The following is a 20,697-nucleotide window of genomic DNA, read 5'->3' as shown; positions in this document are numbered from 1 at the left end:
CGAGCAATAAAGTTCTAGAACAGGAAGTATCGTTGAGCCATGGGCAGTTGGCTGGCGGGTTCACAGGTCAGAAGCTGCCCGTCGGCGCGCACGGTGTAACGCTGCGGGTCGATCTCCATCTTCGGCAGGTAGCTGTTGTGCACCATGTTCGCCTTGGTGACGCTGCGGCAGCCCTGCACCGCCACCGTGGTCTTCTGCAGGCCATAACGCTCGCCGACCCCCGCGCGCAGGCCGGCTTGCGAAACGAAGGTGAGGCTGCCCTTGGCCAGCGCGCCGCCGAAGGCGCCGAACTGCGGCCGGTAGTGCACCGGCTGCGGTGTGGGGATGGAGGCGTTGGGGTCGCCCATGGCGGCCAGCGCGATGCTGCCGCCCTTCAGGACTAGCGCCGGCTTGACGCCAAAGAACGCCGGCTTCCAGACCACCAGGTCGGCCCACTTGCCGACTTCGAGCGAACCGACGATGTGCGACATGCCGTGCGCGATGGCCGGGTTGATGGTGTATTTGGCGATGTAGCGCTTGACGCGGAAGTTGTCGTTGCGTGAACTGTCTTCCGGCAGCGTGCCGCGCTGGCCCTTCATCTTGTCCGCCGTCTGCCAGGTGCGGATCACCACCTCGCCCACACGGCCCATGGCCTGGCTGTCGCTGCTCATGATGCTGATCGCGCCCATGTCGTGCAGGATGTCCTCGGCCGCGATGGTCTCGCGGCGGATGCGGCTCTCGGCGAAGGCCAGGTCTTCGGGGATGCCGGCGTCCAGGTGGTGGCAGACCATCAGCATGTCCACATGCTCGTCGAGCGTGTTGACGGTGTAGGGCATGGTCGGGTTGGTCGAGGAGGGCAGGAAGTTGGCCTCGCCGACCACGCGGATGATGTCGGGTGCGTGGCCGCCGCCCGCGCCTTCGGTGTGGAAGGCGCAGAGCGTGCGGCCTTTGGTGGCCGCGATGGTGTCTTCCACGAAGCCCGATTCGTTGAGCGTGTCGGAGTGGATCGCGACCTGCGTGTCGGTTTCTTCGGCCACATCGAGGCAGTTGCTGATGGCGCTGGGCGTGGTGCCCCAGTCTTCGTGCAGTTTCAGGCCGATCACGCCCGCGTCGATCTGCTCGCACAGCGGCGCGGGCTGGCTGGCGTTGCCCTTGCCCAGGAAGCCCAGGTTCATGGCGAAGCCGTCGGCCGCCTGCAGCATGCGCTCGATGTGCCAGGGGCCGGGCGTGCAGGTGGTGGCGAAGGTGCCGGTGGCCGGGCCGGTGCCGCCGCCGAGCATGGTGGTCACGCCCGAGGCCAGGGCCTCGTCGATCTGCTGCGGGCAGATGAAGTGGATGTGGCTGTCGATGCCGCCGGCGGTGACGATGCTGCCCTCGCAGCTGATGACCTCGGTGCCCGGGCCGATGACGATGTCCACGCCCGGCATGGTGTCTGGGTTGCCCGACTTGCCGATGGCCACGATGTGCCCGCCCTTGAGGCCGATGTCGGCCTTGACGATGCCCCAGTGGTCGATGATGAGCGCGTTGGTCAGCACGGTGTCTACGGCGCCTTCGGCACGCGTGTGCTGGCTCTGCGCCATGCCGTCGCGGATGGTCTTGCCGCCGCCGAACTTGGCTTCTTCGCCGTAGCCGCCAGCCGCGAGGGTGAAGTCTTTTTCCACTTCCACGATCAGGCCGGTGTCGGCCAGGCGCACGCGGTCGCCGACGGTGGGGCCGAACATGTCGGCATAGGCGCGTTTGGGGATGCTGGCCATGAGGTTCACCTGGGTTCTGGCAGGCGCACGAGATTGAACAAGGTTACCGGTGACCGCGCGCAACAGGCGCAACCTGGCAGGGGGTGCGCCGGTAACCGAAGTTCACAACAGTATCTTTTTCGTGCGAGCCGTGCCGCGGGTTGATGTTCAAATCTTCTGGGAAATTTTGGGTGTGCTGGACTTGAGCATGAACTGTGCCAGTGAGGCGGGTGTTTGAGTGGGCAGACGGTGTTTGTGGCGGTTGGCAAAGTGGGTTCGAGATGGCAATGAGAAACGGTGAACGGACATGGACCGGAAGCCTGGTGGCATGGGGATGTGTCTCGGTGTGGCTGCTGGGGGTGGCGGGCCTGACCGGCTGCGGAGGCAACGAAGCCGCCGAGGTCGCGGACAGCAAGGCGGTGGCTGCGGCTGACACGAGCGTCGCAGAGACCGCCGAGCGGGACCCCTGGCTCAAGGCGTCCGAGTTGAACGCGGCTGAGGTGCAGCAATCGGGCTTGAGCGCCGGAGAAGACGGGACCCCCTCGACGGATTTCGCTGCCAAGGCATTGACGCCGGTGAACGTGTACCGCTTCTTCAATCGCCACAGCGCGGCGCACTTCTACACGGCCAGTGCCACCGAGCGCGACAGGGTGATCGCCACCCTCCCTTCCCTGGCGTACGAAGGCCTGGCGTTTCAGGCCAGCGGCACCGCCGACAGTGCGCTGAGCCCGGTGTACCGCTTCTTCAATGGCCAGACGGGCGTGCACTTCTACACCATCAGCCAGTCCGAGCGCGACCACATCGTGGCCAACCTGCCGCAGTTCACCTACGAGGGCGTGGCCTACCACGCCAGCACGGTGGCCGGGACCGGGTTCCGGCCGCTCTACCGGTTCTACGTCGCCAGCCGCGGTTTCCACTTTTTCACGACCAGCTCCGCCGAGGCCGGGCAGGTGATTGCCAGCCTGCCTCAGTACCGCTACGAGGGCATTGCCTATTACGTGCTGGGAGAGGCCGAGCCTCAGCCCCCTCCGGGTGTGGGCTACCACGGCAACCCCGTGCCTGTGCCGCCGGAGGGTCGGGTGGTGGACACCAACCAGCCGAATCACCTGATCGGCAGCGGCACGCCGGCGAGTTGCACCGGGGAAGCGGTTGTGCAGGCCGTGGCCCTGGGCGGCAAGATCCGGTTCAACTGCGGTCCGAACCCGGTGACCATCACCCTGCCCCGCACGGCCAAGGTGTTCAACAACCGGCCCGATGTCACGCTGGACGGCGGCGGGCTGGTGACGCTCAGCGGTGGCGACAGCGTGCGCATCCTCTACCAGAACACCTGCGATTCGGCCCAGGTGTGGACCACATCCCATTGCAACAACCAAGAGACGCCGCGGCTGACGGTGCAGAACATCGGGTTCACCCAAGGCAACTCGATCGGCCAGCTCACCGACGGGGGCGGCGGCGGTGCCATCTTCGTGCGGGGCGGGCAGTTCAAGATCGTCAACAGCGTCTTCACCAACAACCGGTGCGAGACCACCGGCCCCGACATGGGGGGCGGCGCGGTGCGGGTGCTGAGCATGTACCAGAACAACCCGGTGTACGTGGTGAGCAGCACGTTTGGCGGTGGCCTGGGCCTGGGCAACCGCTGCTCCAACGGCGGCGCACTCAGCGGCATCGGCGTGTCCTACAGCGTCTACAACAGCCTGCTGACGCACAACGCCGCGGTGGGCCATGGCGCCAATCCGGCGCGTGCGGGCACACCCGGCGGCGGCAGTGGCGGGGCGATTTACAACGACGGCAACTTCTTCACCCTGTCGGTCTACGGCAGCATGGTCAGCGACAACTACGGTGTCGAGGGCGGCAGCGCGGTGTTCTATGTCAGCAACGACCGCAGCGGCCTCATGAACCTCAGCGACTCGGTGTTTGTGCGCAACCCGGCCACGAATTTCGGCACCGCTGGTCTGCCGGGCTTCTTCGTGCTGGCCGCGCCCGGCCAGCCTGTGGTCACGCGCACAAGCATCTCGAACTGACCCCCGCGCCGCTTGCGGCGTCACCCCCTGCCGGGGGGCGGCACCAGAGGCCCGGCAAAGCCGGTTCCTCGGTGCCTCTGGCATGTGGCGCTAGTTCAGCTTTCCTTGGGTGAGGCCGCGAAAGCCGAACACGATGCGGTCGCCGGCAAAGTCCACCAACTCCACCGTGCGTTGTTGTCCGGGTTCGAAGCGCACGGCGGTGCCCGCCGCGATGTTCAGGCGCATGCCCTTCGCTGCATCGCGGTCGAAGCCGAGCGCAGCGTTGGTTTCGGCAAAGTGGTAGTGCGAGCCCACCTGCACCGGCCGGTTGGCCGTGTTCTGCACCACCAGCGTGAGCGTGCGGCGGCCAGGGTTGAGGGCGTGTTCGCCGTCGTCGATCAGGTATTCGCCGGGGATCATGGGCGCTCCCTCACTTCTTCGACAGCCAGACCGCCAGCGCGATCAGGCCGGCCACCGCCACAAAACCCAGCGCGTCGGTGGGGTGCCAGTGGCTGCCGAACAGGCCGTGACCGTCGTGGGCCAGGGCGGGCAGGGTGGTGAGGGCAGTGACGAGGGTGAGCAGGTGTTTCATGGCGGACTCCGGGAATCAGGCGATCGGATCGTGTACGGTGACGAGCTTGGTGCCGTCCGGGAACGTGGCCTCGACCTGGATGTCCGGGATCATCTCGGCGATGCCCTCCATCACGTCGGCGCGCGTGAGCACGTTGCGGCCCTCGCTCATGAGCTGGGCCACGGTCTTGCCGTCGCGCGCACCCTCCATCACGGCGGCCGAGATCAGGGCCACGGCTTCGGGGTAGTTGAGCTTCAGGCCACGCGCCTTGCGCCGCTCGGCCAGCAGGGCGGCGGTGAAGATCAGCAGCTTGTCTTTCTCTCGAGGGGTCAGTTCCATGGCGCGTTCTTTGGTCGTTTGATGGAACCTGTGAGCAAATTCCGTGCCCCTGCCCTCAGAGCCGGGCCAGCAGCTCCGCCTTCTTGGTGCTGAATTCGCTGTCGGTCAACATGCCCTTGGCGTGCAGGCCGGCCAGGCGTTCGATGGCGGCAAAGATGTCTGGTGAACCCGCGTCGGGTGGGTTGTTGGGCTGAAAGCCGCCAGACACCGGTGCGGGGGCTGGCACGGCCATGCCGTCGCGCGAGACCACGGGCAGGCTGGCCACGTCGATCAGGCCGTACTGGCTGGAGAACGACAGCGTGCCGCCGGCGGATTGCTGCTGCGAAAAACCGCCGATCTGGTGGTCCAGCGTGTCGTACACCGTGACCGAGCCGTGGACCTCGATCGCCAGGCGCCGCGCCTGCGCGAAGCAGGCGTAACGCACGTGGTTCTGCGCGCCGGTGCTGTTGGGCCAGCGCAGGTCGGCCGGCCACCAGTCGCCGCTGGTGCCGGGCTCGGGTGGCACGAACAGGCTGTTGGCGCCGAAGCCGTTGTCGCCCTGATATGGAGAACCAACCGAATGGTTCGCCTGAATCTGGTGGTGGCCGCTGCCGCCCTGGCTCTGGCTTTGAAAGCTGCCGCTGTGCAGCAGCTCGGGCTGGTTGGCAATCAGGTCGGACAGCTCGCTGCAGAGGTTGTCGACCCGGCCCTTGAGGTGGTTGTTGAACATGTCCGAGACCATGGTCATGCCGCCGCGCATCCACTGGCCCGAGCCGCTGAATTCGGGGTGGCTGAACTGGGCCATGCTGCCGTTGCCGTGGATCACGGATTCGAGCATGGAGAGCGTGGCGTCGAAACTGAAGCCATGGCGCTGGGCGATGTCGTTGAGGGTCTGTTGGCCCTGGGGGGAGAGTTGCCGCATGCTGAGGGTGTCCGGTGTGTGGCCTTGCAGTTTCGCAGACCCCCATGAAAAACGCAGCCGTGGCACGAATGCTGCACAAAGCCGTGAGTGAACCTTGAACCCACCGTCCCAGTCAGCGCACCCCCTTTGGGCGAGGCACCTCAGCGCATCATCAAGGTGCGCCGCGACTACAACAGCTGGGTCGGCCGCGAGACCATGGAAGACTACGCGCTGCGCTACACGCCGCAGCGCTTTCGCAAGTGGAGCGAATGGCGCGTGGCCAACACGGCGTTCGGTGCCGCCTCGTTCCTGATCCTCGAAGCCGTCGGCGCCACGCTGCTGGTGCAGTACGGCTTCGTCAACGCCGCGCTCGCCATCCTGGTCACGGGGCTGATCATCTTCCTGGCCGGCCTGCCCATCAGCGTCTACGCCGCGCGCTACGGCGTGGACATGGACCTGCTCACGCGCGGCGCGGGCTTCGGCTACATCGGCTCGACCATCACCTCGCTGATCTACGCCTCGTTCACCTTCATCTTCTTCGCGCTCGAAGCGGCGGTCATGGCCTATGCGCTGGAGCTGGCGCTGGACATCCCGCCGGCCTGGGGTTACCTGATCTGCGCACTGGTGGTGATCCCGCTCGTGACCTACGGCGTGTCGGTCATCAGCCGCTTCCAGGTCTGGACCCAGCCGCTGTGGCTGGTGATGATGCTCGTGCCCTTCGTGGCGGTGTGGACGCTTGATCCCGGTGCGTTCTCCAATGTGGTGCATTACGGGGGCGAATCTGGTGCGGGCGTGGATTTCGATTGGCACCTGTTTGGTGCCGCGCTCACGGTCGGCATCGCGCTCATCACGCAGATGGGGGAGCAGGCCGACTACCTGCGTTTCATGCCGGCGCCCGAAAAAGGCCGGGCATGGCGCTGGTGGGCCGGCGTGCTGGCCGGCGGGCCGGGCTGGGTGATCCTGGGTGTGCTCAAGATGCTGGGCGGCGCGCTGCTCGCCTACCTGGCCATCAGCCACATGGTGCCGCCCGACCGCGCGGTGGACCCGAACCAGATGTACCTCGCGGCCTACGAGTACGTGTTCCCGAACTACGGCTGGGCGGTGGCGGCCACGGCGCTGTTCGTGGTGGTGTCGCAGCTCAAGATCAACGTCACCAACGCCTACGCCGGCTCGCTGGCCTGGAGCAACTTCTTCTCGCGCCTGACGCACAGCCACCCCGGCCGCGTGGTGTGGGTGGTGTTCAACACCCTGATCGCCTTCATGCTGATGGAGATGAACGTGTTCCGCGCGCTGGGCGAGGTGCTGGGGCTCTACAGCAACCTCGCCATCGCCTGGATCATGGCCGTGGTGGCCGACCTGGTGATCAACAAACCCCTGGGCTGGAGCCCGCCGGGCATCGAGTTCAAACGCGCCCACCTGTACGACATCAACCCCGTGGGCGTGGGCGCCATGGGCCTGGCTTCGGCGCTGTCGATCGCGGCCCACATGGGCCTGATGGGCGACACGGCGCAGGCGTTTTCGGCGGTGATCGCGATGGTGACGGCGTTGATCGCTTCGCCGCTGATCGCCTGGGCGACGCGGGGGCGGTACTACATCGCGCGCGCTGCAGAGGACTCGGGTGGTTGTGGCGCCTGCCCTCACCCCAGCCCTCTCCCAGGGGGAGAGGGGGCAACGCGGGGATGTGCCGCCGCGGTCTCAGGTGTCACTTCGCTCCAGCGCTGTGTCATCTGTGAGCGCGAGTACGAAGCGCCCGACATGGCGCACTGCCCTGCTTACCAGGGCCACATCTGTTCGCTGTGCTGCACGCTCGATGCGCGCTGTGGCGACCTCTGCAAACCCCACGCGCGCCTCTCCGAGCAGTGGCAGGGCGCCTTGCGCACGGTGCTGCCGCAGCGCATGTGGCCTTACCTCGAAGCGGGTCTGGCGCATTACCTGCTGCTGATGCTGGTGGTGGCGCCGGTGCTCGCGGCCGTGCTCGGCCTCCTGTACCGGCAGCAGGTGCAGGGCCTCGGGCAGGGGCTCGAAGCAGTGGCCGACGCGAGCCTGCTCGATGCCGCGCTGCGCACCGGCTTCCTGCGGGTCTACGCCGTGCTGCTGCTGATCGCGGCCACGGTGGCCTGGTGGCTGGTGCTGGCGCACAAGAGCCGCGAGGTGGCGCAGGAAGAGTCGAACCGGCAGACGCGCCTGCTCATGCACGAGATCGAGTCGCACCGCCAGACCGATGAACAGCTGCAGCGCGCGCGCCAGGCCGCCGACCTGGCCAACCAGGCCAAGAGCCGCTACATCAGCACCATCAGCCACGAGCTGCGCACGCCGCTCAACAGCATCCTCGGCTACGCCCAGCTGCTGCAGGAGGACGACGACATCGCGCCGCACCGCGCGCAGGCCATCAAGGTCATCCACCGCGGCGGCGAACACCTGCTGTCGCTGATCGAGGGCACGCTGGACATCGCGCGCATCGAGTCCGGCAAGCTCAAGCTCGATGTGAAACCCATGGCCTTTGCCGACGCCATGCAGGAGGTGGCGAGCATGTTCGAGCTGCAGGCCGCGGCCAAGGGCCTGCGCTTCACGTTCGAGAGCGGCAGCCGCCTGCCCGACGCCGTGCGCGCCGACGAGAAGCGCCTGCGCCAGATCCTCATCAACCTGCTGGGCAACGCGGTGAAGTTCACGCGCCAGGGCGAGGTGCGGCTGCGTGTGGCGCACGCGCGCGAGATGGCCGTGTTCGAGGTGCACGACACCGGCCCCGGCATGGCCGAGCAGGAGCTTGACCGGGTGTTCGAACCCTTCGCGCGCGGCCAGGCCGAGGCCGCTGCCGCGACCGGTGCGGGCAGCACCGGCACCGGTCTGGGCCTGACCATCGCCAAGATGCTGACCGACCTCATGGGCGGCGAGATGACGGTGCGCAGCACCCTGGGCGAAGGCACGGTGTTCAGCGTGCGCCTGTTCCTTCCCGAGCTGCACGGTGCCGTGGTGCGGCGCGAGATCGTTGCGCCGTCGATCACCGCTTACGAGGGCGAGCGCCGGCGCGTGCTGGTGGTGGACAACGAAGAGAGCGATCGCGAGCTCATCGCGCGCTGGCTGCAGCCGCTGGGCTTCGAGGTGACGCTCGCCACCAGCGGCCACGACGCGCTGGCCATCGTCGATGCGCTGAATCCGGCGGGCGAGGGCGCGCCCCACGCCATCTTCATGGACCTCGCCATGCCCGGCATCGACGGCTGGGAGACCGTGCGCCGGCTGGGTGCGCGCGGCTGGGGCGGTGTGCCGCTGGCCATCGTCTCGGCCAACGCCTTCGACAAGGGCCTCCAGATCGAAGGCGAAGGCGACCTCGGCCACAGCCCGCAAGACTTCTTCGTGAAGCCGGTGCGGCGCGACGACCTGCTGGCCTGGCTGGGTCAGCGCCTGGGCCTGCAATGGATCACGGCTGAGGGTGCGACGCAGAGCGGGCAGCGGGCGCATGCGCCTCAGGCGCCGGCCGCCAGCAGCGCGGCCGAGCTGGCGCCGCTGCTCGAACTCGTGCGCCTGGGTTACTACAAGGGCATCGTCAACTGGCTGGACGACTGGGTGCGCCAGCGCCCCGAGCAGGCCGACTTCGCCCAGGGCCTGCGCACCCTGGCGCGCGAGTTCCGTTTCGAGGCGATCGAACAGCGTCTGCAACAAAGCGCCACGCTTCCGTGATGAATACCGACACCCCTTCCCCCGAGCGCCTGTCGGCGCAGTTGCCGTCGCCCGATGCCCTGGTGGTGCTGATCGTGGACGACGTGCCCGACAACGTGGCGCCGCTGCACGACGCACTCGACGAAGCCGGCTACACCGTGCTGGTCGCGCTCGACGGCGAGTCCGCCATCCGCCGCGCCACGCAGGCCCTGCCCGATGTGATCCTGCTCGACGCGGTGATGCCAGGCATCGACGGCTTCGAGGTCGCGCGCCGCCTCAAGGCCGACCCGGCCACCGCGCAGATTCCCATCATCTTCATGACCGGGCTCACCGAGACCGAACACCTCGTGGCCGCGCTCGACGCGGGCGGCGCGGACTACGTCACAAAACCCATCAAGCCGCGCGAGGTGATGGCGCGCATGGGCGTGCACCTGCGCTCGGCGCGCCACGCGCGCCAGGGCGCGGTGGAGCGCAGCCAGGCGCGCTACGCGCTCGATGCCTTCGGCTACGCGACCATCACCGTGCGCGAGCGCGACGGCCGCCTCATGTGGCAGACCCCGCTGGCGCGCGACCTGCTGCAGCGCTACTGCGGCACGGTGGCGCCCGACACGCCGCCCGAGGTCTTGCAATGGTTGCGCCGTCACCTGGGCGAGGCCCAGGCCCAGCGCGAGCCACCGAGGCTCACGCTGGAACAGGGCCCGCGCCGCCTCACCTTCCGCCTGCACCAGCGCGTGGGCGACCAGGACGGCGCCGAGACGGTGGAAGCGCCAGGCGAAGGCGGCGACTGGCTGATCGTGATGCAGGAGACCTCGGACGCCGCCGTGCTCGAAGCCCTGGTGCAGTCCTTCGGCCTGACGGCGCGCGAGGCCGAGGTCTTGTACTGGGTGGTCAAGGGCAAGATCAACCGCGACATCGGCGACATCCTCGGATCGAGCCCCGCCACGGTGAAGAAACACCTGGAGCGCATCCACGCCAAGCTGGGGGTCGAGACACGCACGGCGGCGGCGGCGATGGCGATCAACCGCGTGCCGCTGCTGGGGTAGGGAATCCCCCCCGCGCGCGTCAGGGCGTCACGCCAAACCGGTAGACCGTGCGCGCCCAGTACGGTCGCCCGACCGACACCCGCTTGAGCGGAAACGCCGGGCAGTTCATGGCGTTGGGGTACTGCTGCGGCTCCAGACAAATGCCGGCGCGGGGCCGGTGCACCACGCCGTGCTTGCCCACGTCGGGCACCGCGCCCGTGCCCAGCGGGTCGGCGGTGTAGACCTGCAGCACCGGCTCGGTGGTCCAGACCTGCAGCGTGCGGCCGCTGGCTTCGCTGCTCAGCGTGGCGCACAGGCGCTCGTCGTCGGTGCCGCCGGCGGTCAGCCGGTAGGCGTGGTCGATCACCAGCGGGGGCTCGCCGGGCGCCGCGCCACCCAGCCGGCGCGGTGAGCGAAGGTCCAGCGGGTGACCATCGAGCGGCGCGAGGGCACCCGTGGCCACGTTGTCGGCGTCGGCGACCAGGCACGCGCTGGCGCGGACCATCAGCCCGTGGCCGTCGATGGGGCGGCCGAAGCCGTCGAGGTTGAAGAAGATGTGCGGCGTGAAGCTGGCCGGCGAGGCCGGGCTGGCGTTGCAGACCGCAACCGCTTCGTGCTCCACCACCAGCGCGTGGTCGTCGGTGAGGCGGTAGCTCAGCGTCAGGTCCAGGATGCCCGGGTGGCCATCGTTCGACGGTTCGAAGCGCAGCCGCAGCGTGAGCTGGTCGGGCGCGTCCTGGTGGGCCGAAAACACGCGGTGGCGCGAACCGTTCGGCCCACCGTGGATGGCGTGTGGACCGGCGTTGGCTTGCAGCGGGTAGGCGGTGCCGTCCAGCGTGTAGCGCGCCTGGCCGATGCGGCCGGCGTAGCGGCCGATGAACGCGCCCATGGACGGCGCGCCGGCCTGCAGCGCGGTGAGGCTGTCGTAACCCAGCGCCACGTCGCCCAGCACACCGTGGCGGTCGGGCACCAGGATCTGCAGCACCTTGGCGCCCAGGTTGCAGACCGCCACTTCCATGCCACTGGCGTGGCGCAGGCGGAACAGCGCGACCGGCTCACCACCGACTTCACCGAAGAAACGCTGCGGGTCCAGTCGGAGGTCCATGTCCGTGTTCAACCCCGGCGTCACACCCGCTGGCCCACTTCCACCCGCTCGCGTGTCCAGCCGCGCGCCTGCTCGCTCAGCGACAGGCCCAGGCCGGGCCGCGTGGGCACGAGCATGCGGCCGTTGGCGATCTGAATGCGCTCGTTGAACAGCGGCTCCAGCCACTCGAAGTGTTCGACCCAGGGCTCGGTCGGGTAGGCCGCGGCCAGGTGCACGTGCAGCTCCATCGCGAAGTGCGGCGCCAGCATCAGGCCCGCGTGGTGGGCGAGGCCGGCCACCTTCAGGAAGGGCGTGATGCCGCCGACGCGCGGGCCGTCGGGCATCAGGTAATCGGCCGCGCGATGGCGGATCAGGTCCCAGTGTTCGCCGGCGCTGGTCAGCATCTCGCCGGTGGCGATCGGGGTGTCGAACTGCAAGGCCAGCGCGGCGTGGCCCTCGTGGTCGTAGGCGTCCAGCGGCTCCTCGATCCACACCAGGTGGAAACCTTCGAGCGCGCGGCACATGCGCTGCGCCGTGGGGCGGTCCCACTGCTGGTTGGCGTCCACCATCAGCGGCACGCCGTCACCCAGGTGCTCGCGCACGGCCTGCACGCGCTGCATGTCGATGCGGCCGTCGGGCTGGCCCACCTTGAGCTTGATGCCGCCGATGCCTCGCGCCACCGAGGCCGCGGCGTTGACCTTGAGCTGGTCGATGGGCGTGTGCAGGAAACCGCCCGAGGTGTTGTAGCAGCGCACGGACTCGCGGTGCGCGCCCAGCAGCTTGGCCAGCGACAGGTTCGCGCGCCGCGCCTTCACATCCCACAGCGCCACGTCGAACGCGCCGATGGCCTGGGTGGCCAGGCCGCTGCGCCCGGCAGACGCCCCAGCCCAGCACAGCTTGTCCCACAGGCGCGCGATGTCGTTCGGGTCTTCGCCGATCAGGGCGGGCGCGATCTCCTGCGCGTGCGCGAACTGCCCCGGCCCGCCGGCCCGCTTGCTGTAGCTCAGGCCCAGGCCCTCATGGCCTTGCTCGGTCTGCAGTTCGACGAACAGCATCGCGATCTCGGTCATGGGCTTCTGGCGCCCGGTCAGCACCTTGGCGTCGCTGATCGGGTGGGCCAGGGGCAGGAAACACGAGGAGATGCGCATCCAGGCGATGCGGTCGGCGGGCGGGCTCATGGGCGGGCAGCTCCTGGGCTTATTGCGGCTTGATGCCGGCGGTCTTGATCACCTGGGTCCAGCGCGGCAGCTCGCTGGCGACGAAGTCCGTGTAGGGCTTGGAGCCCTGCACCGGCACCACGAAGCCGGTGCTCTCCATCTTCTGCCTGATGGCGGGCGAGGACATGACTTCCTTGAACGCGGCTTCGAGCTTGGCCACCACCGGCGCGGGCGTGCCCTTGGGCACCGACATGCCGGACCAGCTCAGCGCCTCGAAGCCGGGGTAGCCGGATTCGGCGACGGTGGGCACGTCCGGATACAGCGAGTTGCGCTGCAGGCTGGAGACGGCCAGCGGGCGCAGCTTGCCGGCCTTGATGTGGGGCAGGGCCACGTCCTGGTTGATGAACATCATCGGGATCTCGTTGCCCAGCAGCGCGCTCATCATCGGGCCGCCGCCGCGGTAGGGGATGCCGGTCATGAAGATGCCGGCCGTCTGCTTGAACAGCTCCATCGCCATGTGGCCCGAGGCCGCGTGGGTGTAGCCGTAGTCGAGCTTGCCGGGGTTGGCCTTGGCGGCCTTCACCAGGTCGGCCAGGGTCTTGTAGGGCTGGCTGGCGTTGACCACCAGCACGTTGGGGCCGCTGTGCACGTGGCTGATGTGGATGAAGTCCTTGACCGAGTCGTACTTGAGGTTGGGGTCCAGGCCGTGGGCCACGGCGTTCTGGCCGACGCCGGTCTGGATGAGGGTGTAGCCGTCGGCGGGCGCCTTGGAACCGCGCTCGGTGCCGATCACACCGCCCGCGCCGCCCACGTTCTCGATCACGACCGGCTGGCCCAGCGCCTTGGCCAGCGGCTCGGCCACCATGCGGCCCATCACGTCGCTGGTGCCCCCGGGCGGGAAGGCCACGATGATCTTGATGGGTTTGTTCGGGTAGTCGCTCTGGGCCAGGGCGAGTTGGGGCAGGGCGGTGCCCAAAGCGGCCAGTGCGGATGCGGCGATCAGTTGTCGGCGGTGGTTCATGGTGTGTCTCCGTGGTGGATGGAAAGAGTCGCCGGTCGTGTCGCCGGCTTCAAGGGAAAACAGTGTCGATTCTTGGTCCTTGATAGGGCCGTAGCGCGACCCCTCCGCACGAGACAGCGGCACCCAGGGCACCGCCGGGCCGGCTCCGCCGGACGGCCAGTGCCGCCCCCCTTGGGGGGTGACGCGAAGCGGCGCGGGGGGGGGTCATGTGATCGGCGCCGGGTTGAACAGCACCAGCGCGTTGTGCAGCTTCCAGCGCTCGGCCCAGGTCTTCTGGCCGCTGGCCACCGCGAGCATCAGCTCGAAGAGTGCCTGGCCCACGCTCTCGATCGTGGCATCGCCGCTCGCGATCTGCCCGGCGTTCAGGTCCATCAGGTCGTGCCAGCGCCGCGCGAGGTCGTCGCGCGTGGCGACCTTGATCACCGGGCACTCGGCCAGGCCGTAGGGCGTGCCGCGGCCGGTGGTGAAGATGTGCAGGTTCATGCCGGCGGCGAGCTGCAGCGTGCCGCAGATGAAGTCGCTGGCGGGCGTGGCGGCGAAGACCAGGCCCTTCTGTGTCACCTTTTCGCCCGGGGCGATCACGCCGTGGATCGGGCCGTTGCCGCTCTTGACGATGGAGCCCATGGCCTTCTCGACGATGTTCGAGAGGCCGCCCTTCTTGTTGCCGGGCGTGGTGTTGGCGCTGCGGTCGGCCTGGCCGCGCGCCAGGTAGGCGTCGTACCAGCCGAGCTCGCGCACGATCGCGTCGGCCACGTCCTGCGTCGCTGCGCGGCGCGTGAGCTGGTCCACCGCGTCGCGCACCTCGGTGTTCTCGCTGAACATCACGGTCGCGCCGGCGCGCACCAGCAGGTCGGTGGCGTGGCCCACCGCGGGGTTGGCCGTGACGCCGGAAAACGCGTCGCTGCCGCCGCACTGCACGCCCACCACCAGGTCGGAGGCCGGGCAGGTTTCGCGCTGGCGCCGGTTCAGGCGCTCCAGGTGCACGCGCGCTTGCCGAAGGATGCTGTCGATCATGGACATGAAGCCCACGTGCGCCTCGTCCTGCAGCGTGACCACGTCGAGCTCGCTGCCGCGCTGGTCGCTGATCGGGATGGCCCCCGGCGGCAGCAGGCGCTCGGGCTGCAGCTTCTCGCAGCCCAGGCTCAGCACCATGACCTCGCCGCCGAAGTTGGGGTTGCTCGCGATGTTGCGCAGGGTGCGGATGGGGATGATGGCGTCGGGCGCATCGATGGCGACGCCGCAGCCGTAGGTGTGCTCCAGGCCCACCACGCCGTCCACGTTGGGGTAGAGCGGCAGAAGCTCGGTCTTGATGCGCTCCACCGCCACGTCCAGCACCCCGGCCACGCACTGCACGGTGGTGGTGATGGCCAGCAGGTTGCGCGTGCCCACGCTGCCGTCGGCGTTGCGGTAGCCCTCAAAGGTGTATCCGTCCAGCGGCGGCAGATCGGCCGGCGGTGTGGGCGCGGGCAGGCCCTGCAGCGACACCGCTTCGGGCATCACCAGCCGCTGTTCGTTGACCCAGCCGCCGGCGGGAATGTCCACCGCCGTGTGGCCGATCACCACGTTGTAGCGGCGCACGGCGCTGCCGGCCGGCAGGTCGGTCAGCGCGACCTTGTGGCCCTGGGGCACCGTCTGCACCAGCGTGGGCCCGCCGGGCAGGGCGGTGCCTGCGGGCAGGCCGCCCTGGTTGACGACCACCGCCACGTTGTCGGCGGGGTGGATGCGGATGGTGCGGGGGGCGGGGGTGTCCATGGCGGGTGCGTCGGGTGGAAAGGTCAGGGGGCCGGCGAGGGCAGCGGTTCACCGGCCAGGCCGGCGCGCAGGTTGGCGAGCGTGAGGTCGGCCATGGCCTGGCGCGTGTCGAGCGTGCCGCTGGCCATGTGCGGGGCCAGCACCACCTGTTCCATGTCGATCAGGGCCTGGGGCACGCGCGGTTCGTCGTCGAACACGTCGAGCGCGGCACCGCCCAGCTCACCGCTGTGCAGGCAGGCGATCAGCGCGGCCTGGTCCACCACGCTGCCGCGCGCCACGTTCACCAGCAGGCCGTGGGGGCCCAGGGCGCGCAGCACCTCGGCGTTGACCAGGTGGCGGGTGTCGGCGCCGCCGGCCACGGTGAGCACCAGGAAGTCGGCCCACTGTGCGAGCGCGAGCAGCGAAGGCTCGTGGCGCCAGCCCACGCCCTCGGCCGGGCGGCGCTTGGTGTAGGCGATGTCCATGTCGAAGCCGGCCGCGCGCCGCGCCACGGCCTGGCCGATGCGGCCCAGGCCCACGATGCCCAGGCGCTTGCCGCTCACCTTGGTGGCGAGCGGGAAGCGGCCCTGCAGCCAGTCGCCGCGCCGCACGAAGCGGTCGGCCGCGGCGATGCGGCGCGCACCGTCGATCAGCAGGCCCATGGCGAGGTCGGCCACACAGTCGTTGAGCACGTCGGGCGTGTAGCCCACCGGCAGGCCGCGCGCGCGGCAGTCGGCCAGCGGCAGCTGGTCCAGACCCACGCCGAAGGACGACACCACGTTCAGCGCGGGCAACTGCGGCAGCCACGCGGCCGGCACGCCCACGGGCGCCGAGGTCACCACCGCGGTCACGCGCGCGGCGTCGGCGGCGTTCGCCAGGGGCGCGTCGGCGGTCAGGGCCTGCGCGGGCAGCACCTCGTGGTGGTCGCGCAGCGTGGCGTCCAGCGCGGGCATCAGGGGGCCGATCTGCAGGATCACGGCGCGGGGAGCAGCGGGGGCGGTCATGCGGTGGCGAAAGCAGAAAGAGAGATCAGACGGAGAAGGGTCAGACGGCGCCGTGCGATTCGACGTAGAGCGCGTACAGCGAATGGCAGCTGGCCATGTAGAGGCGGTTGTTCTTCGGGCCACCGAAGCACAGGTTGGCGCAGCGCTCGGGCAGGCGGATGTGGGCCAGTGGCTTGCCGGCGGGGCTGAACACCCTCACGCCGTCCAGGTCTTCGGGCTTGCCCCTGAGCTCGTAGACGTTGCGGAGGTTCAAGTAGCTGGGCTCGGCGTTCAGCGCGCCGTTGCTGCCCCAGCCGCACCAGAGGTTGCCGTCGCGGTCCACCTTGAAGCCGTCGAGCGCGCCGAAGTCGGCCGCGTCGATCAGCTTGGTCTTGTTGGCCACGCTGCCGTCGGCGTTGACGTCGTAGGCCCAGATGCTGCGGTTGGGCGTGCCCTTCCACTCCACCACGTAGAGCTTCTTTTCGTCGGGGCTGAAGGCCAGGCCGTTGGGGTTGACGAGGTCGGTGATGACGGCGCCGAGCTTGCCGTCGGGGGCAATGCGGTACACGTTGGTGGTGGCCTGCTCGGGCTTGGCCCGGCTGCCCTCCCACTCGCCGTTGATGCCGAACAGCGGGTCGGTGAACCAGATGCTGTTGTCGCTCTTGACCACCACGTCGTTGGGCGCGTTCAGGCGCTTGCCTTCGAAGCTGTCGGCCAGCACGGTGAGCTTGCCGTTGGTCTCGGTGCGGGTGACGCGGCGCGTGACCGAGTGCTCGCAGGTGATCAGGCGGCCCTGGCGGTCGCGGGTGTTGCCGTTGGCCCAGTTGGCCTTGTCGCGGAAGACGCTGAAGGCGCCGGTCTTCTCGTCGAACTTCATGATGCGGTTGTTCGGGATGTCGCTCACCAGCAGGTGGCCCGGTGCCCCGTCTGCCCCGGGGAAGTAGGCCGGGCCCTCGGCCCAGCGCATGCCGGTGGCCACCTGCTCGATGGTGCTGCTGTAGATGCGGTATTTGGCGAACGACGGGTCGAGGATCTGCACCGACGGGTCGGGGTAGCGTTGGTTGGGCGTGAAGGCGAAGGCCTGCGCGAAGGCGGGCGCGCCGGTGGCGGCCAGGCCGGCGGCGCTGGCGGCTTTCAGGAACTGGCGGCGGGCGTCTTGGGCTTTGTTGATCATGTTTGTCTCCTTGTGTTCTTCGTGTGGTTCTGGCGCGTCTTCAACGGACCATGCAAGGGCGCTTGTTGTCGAAGGTCCAGCCCGGGATCAGGTACTGCATGGCCATGGCGTCGTCGCGCGCGCCCAGGCCGTGCTGCAGGTAGAGCTGGTGGGCCTTCTCGACCTCGGCCATGTCGATCTCAATGCCCAGGCCGGGCTTCTTCGGCACCTGCACGTAGCCGCCTTCGATCTTCATCGGCTCCTTGGTCAGGCGCTGGCCGTCCTGCCAGATCCAGTGCGTGTCGATGGCGGTCACCTTGCCGGGCGCGGCCGCGCCCACGTGCGTGAACATGGCCAGCGAGATGTCGAAGTGGTTGTTGGAGTGGCTGCCCCAGGTCAGGCCCCAGTCGCGGCAGGTCTGCGCCACGCGGACCGAGCCGGCCATGGTCCAGAAGTGCGGGTCGGCCAGCGGGATGTCCACGCTTTGCAGCGCCAGCGAATGGGCCAGCTGGCGCCAGTCGGTGGCGACCATGTTGGTCGCGGTGGGCAGGCCGGTGGCGCGGCGGAACTCGGCCATCACCTCGCGGCCGCTGAAGCCGTCTTCGGCGCCACACGGGTCTTCGGCGTAGGCCACGATGCCGCGCATCTTCTCGCCCAGGCGGATCGCGTCCTTCAGCAGCCAGCCGCCGTTCGGGTCCAGTGTCACCCGCGCGTCGGGGAAGCGCTGGTGCAGCGCGGTCACGGCCTCGACCTCTTCGTCGCCGCTGAGCACGCCGCCCTTGAGCTTGAAGTCCTGGAAGCCGTAACGCGCTTGCGCCGCCTCGGCCAGGCGCACCACGGCCTCGGGGGTCATGGCCTTCTCGTGGCGCAAGCGGCACCAGTGATCGGCGTTGTCCGGCTCACTGGCGTAGGGCAGGTCCGTTTTCAACCGGTCGCCGACAAAAAACAGATAGCCCAGCATCTGCACCGCGTCGCGTTGCTGGCCTTCGCCGAGCAGGGCCGCGACCGGCACGCCCAGGTGTTGCCCCATCAGGTCGAGCAGAGCCGACTCCACGGCCGTCACGGCGTGGATGGTGGTGCGCAGGTCGAAGGTCTGCAGGCCACGCCCGCCGCTGTCGCGGTCGGCGAACTTCGTGCGCATGGCGTTCAGGATCGCCTGCAGGTTGCCGACGGTCTGGCCTTCGACCAGTGGCCGCGCGTCCTCCAGCGTCTGCCGGATCTTCTCGCCGCCCGGCACCTCGCCCAGGCCGGTGTGGCCCGCGTTGTCGGTGACGATGACGATGTTGCGCGTGAAGAAGGGCGCGTGCGCGCCCGAGAGGTTGAGCAGCATGCCGTCCCGGCCAGCGACCGGGATGACACGCATCGACTGGACGATCGGTGCGGTCATGACGTGCTCAATCCGCCTTGATGTTGCGGGAGGTGATGAGCTTCTGCCAGCGGGCGTATTCGCTGGCCTGGAAGGCGGCGAACTGCTCGGGCGTGTTCAGCACGATCTCGAAGCCCAGGTCGGTCAGCTTGGTGGCGGTGGCCGGCTCCTTGATGATGGACACGATGGCCTCGTGCACGCGCTTCTTGATGTCGGCCGGCAGCCCCTTGGGCGCGGCCACGGCCTGCCAGGACTGCACGCCCGCGTCCTTCACGCCGCCTTCTTCCAGCGTCGGCACATCGGGCAGCAGCGGTGAGCGCTTGGCGCTGGTGATGGTCAGAGCGCGCAGCTTGCCGGCCTTGATCTGCGGCATGGCGGTGTTGATGTTCATGAACGACGACTCCACCTGGTTGCCCAGCAGGTCGCTCATCACCGGGCCGCCGCCCTTGTAGGGCACGTGCACGCCCGAGGTGTTCGTCTGCTGCCAGAACAGCTCGGCGGTCAGGTGGTCGCTGGAGCCGTTGCCCGACGAGGCGAAGGTCATCTTGCCGGGGTTGGCCTTCTGGTACGCGATCACGTCGGCCAGCGACTTGTGGGCCGAGGCGGCGGGCACCACCAGCACGTTGGGCGCCTGCACCACCACGGTGATCGGGTCCAGGTCCTTGAGTGCGTCGTAGCTCACCTTGATCAGGTGCGGCGCGATCACGAAGGGGCCCAGCGAGGACACGAACAGCGTGTGGCCGTCGGCCGGGGCGCGGGCCACGAAGGTGGCGCCGATGGTGCCGGTGGCGCCGGCCTTGTTCTCGACCACGACGGTGGCGCCGCCGAGCTTCTCGCCCAGCTTGGCCGAGATCTGGCGCGCGATCAGGTCGGTGGAGCCGCCGGGCGGGAAGGGCACGACCAGGGTGATGGGTTTGTCCGGCCAGGCGAAGGCGGGCAGGCTGGTGGCGGCGGCCACCAGCAGGGTGATGAGGGACTTTTTCATGTCGGGTACCTGGTTGAATTACTGTTCGAGGGTGATTTTTTCTTCGCGCACGACCTGCGCCATTTCGGGCAGCTCGGCCTTGATCCAGGCGGCGAATTCGGCGCTGCTCATGTTCGACGGCTCCAGGCCCAGGGACTGCAGCTTTTCCTTCACGTCGGGCAGGGCCGTGATGCGCTGCACCTCGGCGTGCACCAGGTCCACCACGGCCTTGGGCGTGCCGGCGGGCGCCAGCAGGCCTTGCCAGCTGCCGGTCAGGAAGTTGGGAGAGGTCTCGGCCACGGCCGGTGTGTCGGGCAGCTCGCTCCAGCGCTTGGCCGACGACACCGCCAGCAGCTTGAGCTTGCCGGCCTTGACGTGCGGGTAGGTGGCGACCATGCCGTTGAAGGTCACGTCCATGTGGCCGCCGACCAGGTCGGTCATGGCCTGGGCGCCGCCCTTGTAGGGCACGTAGTTCCACTGGATGCCGTTGCGGCGCGCGAACTGCACGCCGGCCAGGTGGGTGGCGCTGCCGATGCCGGCGGCGGCCGCGAAGTTCAGCTTGCCGGGGTTGGCCTTGGCGTACTTGACGAACTCGGCGATGTTGTTGGCCGGCACTTTGGAGCTGACCACCAGCAGGTGGGGGGAGTAGCCGACCATGGCCACCGGCACGAAGTCCTTCTGCACGTCGAACGGCAGCTTGTACAGCGCCGGGCTGATGGTGAGGTTGCCCACGTCCATCAGCACGAAGGTGTAGCCGTCGGCCGGCGACTTGGCGACCAGGTCGGCGCCGATGTTGCCGGCGTTGCCGGCCTTGTTCTCGACCACCACCGGCTGGCCCAGCTTCTCGCTCATCTTCTGGCCGACCAGGCGGGCCAGCACGTCGGAGGTGCCGCTGGCCGGGAAGGGCACCACGATGCGGATGGGTTTGTTCGGGTAGGCCTGGGCCAGGGCGGCGGTGCTGCCCAGGGCGAGGGTGGTGGCCGCAGCGGCCAGCAGGAAATGGCGTTTGTTCATGGTGTCTCTTTACGTTGCGGTTGGTGTGGGGCGGGAGTGAGGGGGA

17 protein-coding genes are annotated in these 20,697 nt (G+C 68.8%); 3 read left to right on the top strand and 14 right to left on the bottom strand.

Annotated features, from left to right (window positions below; genetic code table 11):
* Positions 1-14: 14 nt before the first annotated feature.
* Positions 15-1,733 (bottom strand): urease subunit alpha, encoded by a 1,719-nt coding sequence (gene ureC / locus IM738_RS16845; protein ID WP_236962210.1) that lies wholly within the window; start codon positions 1,731-1,733, stop codon positions 15-17.
* A 266-nt stretch (positions 1,734-1,999) separates the two neighbouring features.
* Here ureC and IM738_RS16840 point away from each other — a divergent pair, with 266 nt between their 5' ends.
* On the top strand, positions 2,000-3,733 hold the full coding sequence (locus IM738_RS16840; RefSeq protein ID WP_236962208.1) for a hypothetical protein: 1,734 nt from the start codon (positions 2,000-2,002) through the stop codon (positions 3,731-3,733).
* Between the two features lie 90 nt (positions 3,734-3,823).
* Here IM738_RS16840 and IM738_RS16835 read toward each other — a convergent pair whose 3' ends face one another.
* The 4 genes from IM738_RS16835 to IM738_RS16820 are packed head-to-tail and all read right to left on the bottom strand — an operon-like array spanning position 3,824 to position 5,523.
* The gene (locus tag IM738_RS16835; protein ID WP_236962206.1) at positions 3,824-4,132 is read right to left on the bottom strand and encodes an urease subunit beta; all 309 of its coding nucleotides are present in this window, start codon (positions 4,130-4,132) and stop codon (positions 3,824-3,826) included.
* Positions 4,133-4,142: 10 nt separating this feature from the next.
* Entirely contained in the window at positions 4,143-4,304 is a 162-nt protein-coding gene (locus IM738_RS16830; protein WP_236962204.1) for a hypothetical protein, read from the bottom strand.
* A 15-nt stretch (positions 4,305-4,319) separates the two neighbouring features.
* Positions 4,320-4,622 carry an urease subunit gamma gene (locus IM738_RS16825; protein WP_236962202.1) on the bottom strand — a complete coding sequence of 101 codons (303 nt, stop codon included), beginning with the start codon at positions 4,620-4,622 and terminating at the stop codon, positions 4,320-4,322.
* Between the two features lie 55 nt (positions 4,623-4,677).
* Positions 4,678-5,523 (bottom strand): SHOCT domain-containing protein, encoded by an 846-nt coding sequence (locus IM738_RS16820; protein ID WP_236962199.1) that lies wholly within the window; start codon positions 5,521-5,523, stop codon positions 4,678-4,680.
* A gap of 195 nt (positions 5,524-5,718) precedes the next feature.
* On the opposite strand from IM738_RS16820, the gene IM738_RS16815 reads away from it, so the two are divergent.
* Positions 5,719-9,177 carry a hybrid sensor histidine kinase/response regulator gene (locus IM738_RS16815; protein WP_236966342.1) on the top strand — a complete coding sequence of 1,153 codons (3,459 nt, stop codon included), beginning with the start codon at positions 5,719-5,721 and terminating at the stop codon, positions 9,175-9,177.
* Positions 9,177-10,199 carry a response regulator transcription factor gene (locus IM738_RS16810; protein ID WP_236962198.1) on the top strand — a complete coding sequence of 341 codons (1,023 nt, stop codon included), beginning with the start codon at positions 9,177-9,179 and terminating at the stop codon, positions 10,197-10,199. The genes IM738_RS16815 and IM738_RS16810 overlap by 1 nt, the downstream gene beginning before the upstream one ends.
* 19 nt (positions 10,200-10,218) lie before the next feature.
* On the opposite strand, the gene IM738_RS16805 is transcribed toward IM738_RS16810, so the two are convergent.
* The 9 genes from IM738_RS16805 to IM738_RS16765 all read right to left on the bottom strand — a co-directional run bounded on the left by IM738_RS16805 (position 10,219) and on the right by IM738_RS16765 (position 20,651).
* Positions 10,219-11,283 carry an aldose epimerase family protein gene (locus IM738_RS16805; protein ID WP_236962196.1) on the bottom strand — a complete coding sequence of 355 codons (1,065 nt, stop codon included), beginning with the start codon at positions 11,281-11,283 and terminating at the stop codon, positions 10,219-10,221.
* A 20-nt stretch (positions 11,284-11,303) separates the two neighbouring features.
* Positions 11,304-12,440: an L-talarate/galactarate dehydratase gene (locus tag IM738_RS16800; RefSeq protein ID WP_236962194.1), complete on the bottom strand. Its 1,137-nt coding sequence runs from the start codon at positions 12,438-12,440 to the stop codon at positions 11,304-11,306.
* Positions 12,441-12,459: 19 nt separating this feature from the next.
* A complete protein-coding gene (locus tag IM738_RS16795) occupies positions 12,460-13,440 on the bottom strand; it encodes a Bug family tripartite tricarboxylate transporter substrate binding protein (protein WP_236962192.1) in 981 nt (326 codons plus the stop codon).
* A gap of 204 nt (positions 13,441-13,644) precedes the next feature.
* On the bottom strand, positions 13,645-15,192 hold the full coding sequence (gene garD, locus IM738_RS16790; RefSeq protein ID WP_236962190.1) for a galactarate dehydratase: 1,548 nt from the start codon (positions 15,190-15,192) through the stop codon (positions 13,645-13,647).
* Positions 15,193-15,215: 23 nt separating this feature from the next.
* Positions 15,216-16,175, bottom strand: coding sequence for a 2-hydroxyacid dehydrogenase (locus IM738_RS16785; protein ID WP_236962188.1), 960 nt, complete (start codon positions 16,173-16,175; stop codon positions 15,216-15,218).
* Positions 16,176-16,215: 40 nt separating this feature from the next.
* Entirely contained in the window at positions 16,216-17,328 is a 1,113-nt protein-coding gene (locus IM738_RS16780) for an SMP-30/gluconolactonase/LRE family protein (RefSeq protein ID WP_236962186.1), read from the bottom strand.
* Between the two features lie 40 nt (positions 17,329-17,368).
* A complete protein-coding gene (gene gudD, locus IM738_RS16775) occupies positions 17,369-18,694 on the bottom strand; it encodes a glucarate dehydratase (protein ID WP_236962184.1) in 1,326 nt (441 codons plus the stop codon).
* 7 nt (positions 18,695-18,701) lie between these two features.
* Positions 18,702-19,658 (bottom strand): Bug family tripartite tricarboxylate transporter substrate binding protein, encoded by a 957-nt coding sequence (locus IM738_RS16770; RefSeq protein WP_236962183.1) that lies wholly within the window; start codon positions 19,656-19,658, stop codon positions 18,702-18,704.
* Positions 19,659-19,676: 18 nt separating this feature from the next.
* Entirely contained in the window at positions 19,677-20,651 is a 975-nt protein-coding gene (locus IM738_RS16765; protein ID WP_236962182.1) for a Bug family tripartite tricarboxylate transporter substrate binding protein, read from the bottom strand.
* Between the last annotated feature and the right edge of the window lie 46 nt (positions 20,652-20,697).

The sequence above is a fragment of the Hydrogenophaga sp. SL48 genome, from assembly GCF_021729865.1.
Taxonomy (GTDB): domain Bacteria; phylum Pseudomonadota; class Gammaproteobacteria; order Burkholderiales; family Burkholderiaceae_C; genus Hydrogenophaga.
Note: the sequence above shows the minus strand (reverse complement) of the source record. Positions and strands in the feature narration are given on the sequence as shown.